Consider the following 4,541-nt stretch of genomic DNA (forward strand, 5'->3'; position numbering starts at 1 on the left):
CCGAACTGGACGAGGTGTACGCGCTCGCGGACCGGATCGCCGTGTTCTTCCACGGGAAACTGATGGGCATCGTCCCCCCGGATACGCCCAGGGAAACATTGGGCCGCATGATGGCCGGTGAGACGGCCGACGAGGTCCTGCCTCCCGCGCCCTGGGATGACAGCCAAGATCAGCATCAACACGAGGGGACGCACACGGCATGAGTGCTACGACCACCTCTCCGGAATCGAATCAGGTCTCGGCGCCCTCGCCGGTCGAACTGACCCCGGACGACTACCGCCGTTCACTGCTGGGCTCCACACTGCAATCATTGTTGGCGGTCCTGGTCGCGCTGTTACTGGGCGGACTGTTGATCGCGGCCACCGACGAGACGGTGCGCGAATCCGCGAGATACTTCTTCGCGCGGCCCGGGGACACGTTCACAGCCATGTGGGATGCGGCCTCCAGCGCGTACATCGCCATGTTCCACGGCGCCGTGTACAACCCCCACGGCAGCGGACCGGCCGGCAAGTTGTACCCGCTGACCGAAACGCTCACCGTGGCCACCCCGTTGATCCTCGCGGGTCTCGGCGTTGCCCTGGCCTTCCGCACGGGCCTGTTCAACATCGGTGCGCAGGGTCAGATCCTGATCGGCGCGACCCTGGCCGGTTACGTGGGCTTCGCGTGGCAGCTGCCCGCCGGTTTGCATCTGCTGGTGGTCGTGGTGGCCGGTGCGCTGGGAGGTGCCATCTGGGGCGGCGTCGTGGGCCTGATCAAGGCACGAACCGGCGCGCACGAGGTCATCCTGACCATCATGCTCAACTACATCGCGATCAACCTGGTGTCCTGGTTGCTGACCCTGTCCACGTTCCAGCGTGAGGGCTCCGCCAATCCCATCAGCCCACCCATTGCCGAGACCGCGATGTTCCCCAAACTGCTCGGGGACGGTTTCCGGCTGCACTGGGGCTTCGTGGTGGCCGTGGTGGCGACCGTGGCCGTCGCGTGGCTGCTGAACCGCTCGACCATTGGTTTCGAACTGCGAGCCGTGGGCGCCAATCCGCGGGCCGCACGCACCGCCGGTATCTCGGTGACCAAGGGATTCGTGGTGGTCATGGTGATCGCCGGCATGCTGGCCGGTCTGGCCGGCACCGCGCAGATCGCCGGAACGGAACACTCGCTCACGGTGGGCATCGCGGCGTCCTTCGGATTCGACGCCATCACCGTGGCGCTGCTGGGCCGATCCAAGCCGTGGGGCACGTTCTTCGCGGGCATCCTGTACGGCGCGTTCCGCGCCGGAGGCGTGACCATGCAGACGTCCACCGGAACCAACATCGACATCGTCCTGGTCGTGCAGTCCCTGATCGTGTTGTTCGTGGCACTGCCGCCGCTGCTGAAACTCAAGTCCCGTCGCAAGGAGGTGGCAGCGTGAGTACCGCAATCACGGCACCCGAGTCCTCGGACGCGCCCCGGGAGGAACTGTCCACCGCGGCCGCGAACCGCACCGTGGGTGTGCGCACGTTCCGACCCGCCATCGGTCTGGCGATCCTGGCACTGGTGGCGCTGATCCTCTTCGCGCTCAACGCTGCCGGCGGGTCCGTGGAGTTCCGGCTCTCGGACCCCGGTGACGCCATTGAACTGCCCCACCTGTCCGTACCGATCACCCCGTACGGGTGGCTGGTCACCATTGCGCTGGCCGCTCTCGCGGTGTTCGCCGCGATCCGCGCCCGCAGTCTGCCTCGCTGGGCTCTGATCCTGGCCGGTTTCCTCTTCGTCACGGGTTTCCTGGTGTGGATCGTGGGCACCGCGCAGACCCCCAGCATCTCGCTGACCGCGCTGCTGGCCGGTTCGGTCGCCCTGGCCACGCCCTTGATCTTCGGTTCCCTGGGTGGCCTGTTGTGCGAACGCTCCGGCGTGGTGAACATCGCGATCGAGGCGCAGCTGTTGTTCGGCGCGTTTTCCGCAGCCGTGGCCGCAACGCTGGCCGACAACGTGTGGGTGGGTCTGTTGGCCGCCGTGGTCGGCTCCATGCTGGTGTCCCTGGTGCTCGCGATCTTCTCGATCAAGTACCGCGTGAATCAGGTGATCGTGGGCGTGGTGCTCAACGTCCTGGTCTCCGGTCTGACGGGCTTCCTCTTCGCAACCGTGCTGCAGCCCAACGCCGCGGACTACAATTCACCGGCCCGGCTGCCCCACGTCACCATTCCGGTGTTGTCCGAAATTCCCGTGATCGGCCCGGTCTTCTTCGATCAGTCCATCATTGGGTACATCATGTACATGACCGTGGCGCTCGTCTGGTACGCCCTGTACCGCACCCGCTGGGGTCTGCGAACACGCGCCGTGGGCGAGCACCCCAAGGCCGCGGACACCCTGGGTGTGTCCGTCAACGCACTGCGCGTGCGCAACGTGCTCATGGGCGGTGCGGTGGCGGGCCTGGGTGGGGCGTTCTACACGCTGGTCTCGGTCTCGGCGTTCACACGCGACATGACCTCGGGCGCGGGCTACATTGCGCTGGCGGCATTGATCTTCGGCCGGTGGAACCCGGTGGGCGCCCTGTTCGCCTCGCTATTGTTCGGCTTCGCATCCAACCTGGAATCGATCCTGTCGTTCCTGGGCACGTCCGTACCCAGCCAGTTCCTGGCCATGCTGCCCTACATCGTGACCATCCTGGCCGTAGCCGGCCTGGTCGGAGCCTCCCGGGGTCCCGCCGCGTCCGGCGAGCCCTACGTGAAGGAGTAACCATGATCGACGACGCCGCTTGGCGCAGCCTGCAGCAGGCCGCCACCGACGCCCTGCAACATGCGTACACGCCCTATTCGAACTACCCGGTGGGTGCCGCGGCTCTCGTGGACGACGGTCGCGTGGTCGCCGGGGCCAATATCGAGAACGCGTCCTACGGGGTCACCCTCTGCGCGGAATGTTCGTTGGTCTCGGCCCTGTACATGTCCGGTGGCGGCAAGCTCTCGGCCTTCGTGTGCGTGGACGGCAACGGAGATGTATTGATGCCGTGCGGTCGTTGCCGTCAGCTGCTGTACGAACACCGTGCCCCCGGCATGGAACTGCTGACCGTGAGCGGTGTGCGCAGCATGGACCAGGTGCTTCCGGACGCGTTCGGACCCCACAACCTGGCATGACGCTTGGATCTTTCCACGACGGGCGAACCCCGGGTCATCACCGATGAGCCGGGGTTCGCCCGTCATGTCAACTCGGTTCACGCGCCGCTGGAACCCCCATTCCCACCCGGTGCTCAACACACAGCCCTATACTTTGGCAGAAGAGTACGCGACGGTCCGGAAGGAAACTACACGTGGGTTTGAGAGACTTGTTCCGCAGTAAAAGCACCGCCCCCAGCACTCCGCAGCCAGCACCCGGAGCGCCCGCCAACGACCCCCGCGCGCAGGGCATCGATTCTCGCGCGCAGGACAATCAGAACGCGAGCACGTCGGGACAGGGTGCCCCCGTGGGTAACGCCCCGCGGGCAGAGGCCACCCACGACACGGCAGATGTCGCCGCCGACAACCGTGCCGATGATCGCTCCGCTCAAGAGGCCACGGAGCAGCAACTGCCGGAATCCGGTCCGCTGCGCAACCTGGTGGACATCCTGTTGTCCCGGGGCGCAGACCGCGCGCGTTTGACGCTGGTCCAGTCGGGAAACGTCATGACCCACCAGACGCGCCAGGCGCACGGTGATGCCCAGGACGAGGTGGAGAACGGCACCGTGGATCAGGGATCCCCGCTGTTCGACGATGTCGCCGATCTGTACACCCAGTCGATGAACACCCCCGTGGGCCCGTGGCGTCAATTGGATTTGACCGTGGCTCCCGAGCAGAACGGTCAACGCCTGGTCACGGTTGACTACGCCTTCCCGAGCGGGCAGTCCGGCAAGGAGAGTTATGTGCAGGGCCGCACCCTGTCCGATGGCGATGTTCGCCAGGACGCCCAGGGCTCCGAGCAGCGCAACCCGGCCGGACTCGACACTCACTCGGGCGCTACCAAAACGCCCGTCCCGGACCATGAAGTCCACGACGACCGCCAGGCGAAGGACATCGAGTCCGTGCGCGTGGTCGACGGTACGGATACCTCCCCGGTGGCTGATGGCCAGATCGTGACGAAAGCCGACCCCGAACCCATCGTGGTTGCGGCCGACGACCAGGCAACCCACGACCACGCCCGGGAGCTCCACGAGAACCGTCCGGCCGAGGAGCCCCGGAGCGTCGATTCGGACCCCGCCCATGGTGAGCACGCCGATCGTGACGCGCAGGGCTCCGCGCAGGAGAGCCAGGAAACCGAGGTCCAGGTCCGAACCGAGCATGATGCGCCCCGTGATGAGCGCACCGACTTGCCGGAACACCTGGATGAGTCCGAGTTCGGCGGTTTCACCGAGCCCGAAACCCCGGTGGCACCCAGCGGCGCGGGAGCAGCGGCACTCGCCGCGGACGACGACCCCGCCGACGCCCCTCAGATTGCGCAGAACACCGATGTGGCGCCGTCCTACACCGCGCCGAGTGAGCAGCCCAGCGGCGACTCGTTGGCCACCGGCAACCTGGTGTTGACCCTGGCGGACA

The 4,541-nt window shown here is 66.5% G+C and carries 4 protein-coding genes and 1 pseudogene; all 5 read left to right on the top strand.

What is annotated here, in order from left to right; all coding sequences use genetic code 11:
- A pseudogene (locus Q4E95_RS07070) lies at nt 1–203 on the top strand (heme ABC transporter ATP-binding protein); the annotation flags it as partial.
- A complete protein-coding gene (locus Q4E95_RS07075; RefSeq protein ID WP_303382646.1) occupies nt 200–1,408 on the top strand; it encodes an ABC transporter permease in 1,209 nt (402 codons plus the stop codon). The pseudogene Q4E95_RS07070 and the gene Q4E95_RS07075, both read left to right, overlap by 4 nt.
- A complete protein-coding gene (locus Q4E95_RS07080) occupies nt 1,405–2,715 on the top strand; it encodes an ABC transporter permease (protein WP_303382647.1) in 1,311 nt (436 codons plus the stop codon). Before Q4E95_RS07075 ends, Q4E95_RS07080 begins: the two co-directional genes overlap by 4 nt.
- 2 nt (nt 2,716–2,717) lie before the next feature.
- Nucleotides 2,718–3,110, top strand: coding sequence for a cytidine deaminase (locus tag Q4E95_RS07085; RefSeq protein ID WP_303382648.1), 393 nt, complete (start codon nt 2,718–2,720; stop codon nt 3,108–3,110).
- A gap of 173 nt (nt 3,111–3,283) precedes the next feature.
- On the top strand, nt 3,284–4,541 hold a 1,258-nt coding region (locus Q4E95_RS07090; protein WP_303382649.1), incomplete at its 3' end, for a hypothetical protein.

The organism is Kocuria sp., assembly GCF_030536815.1.
In the GTDB taxonomy this organism is placed as follows: domain Bacteria; phylum Actinomycetota; class Actinomycetes; order Actinomycetales; family Micrococcaceae; genus Kocuria; species Kocuria gwangalliensis.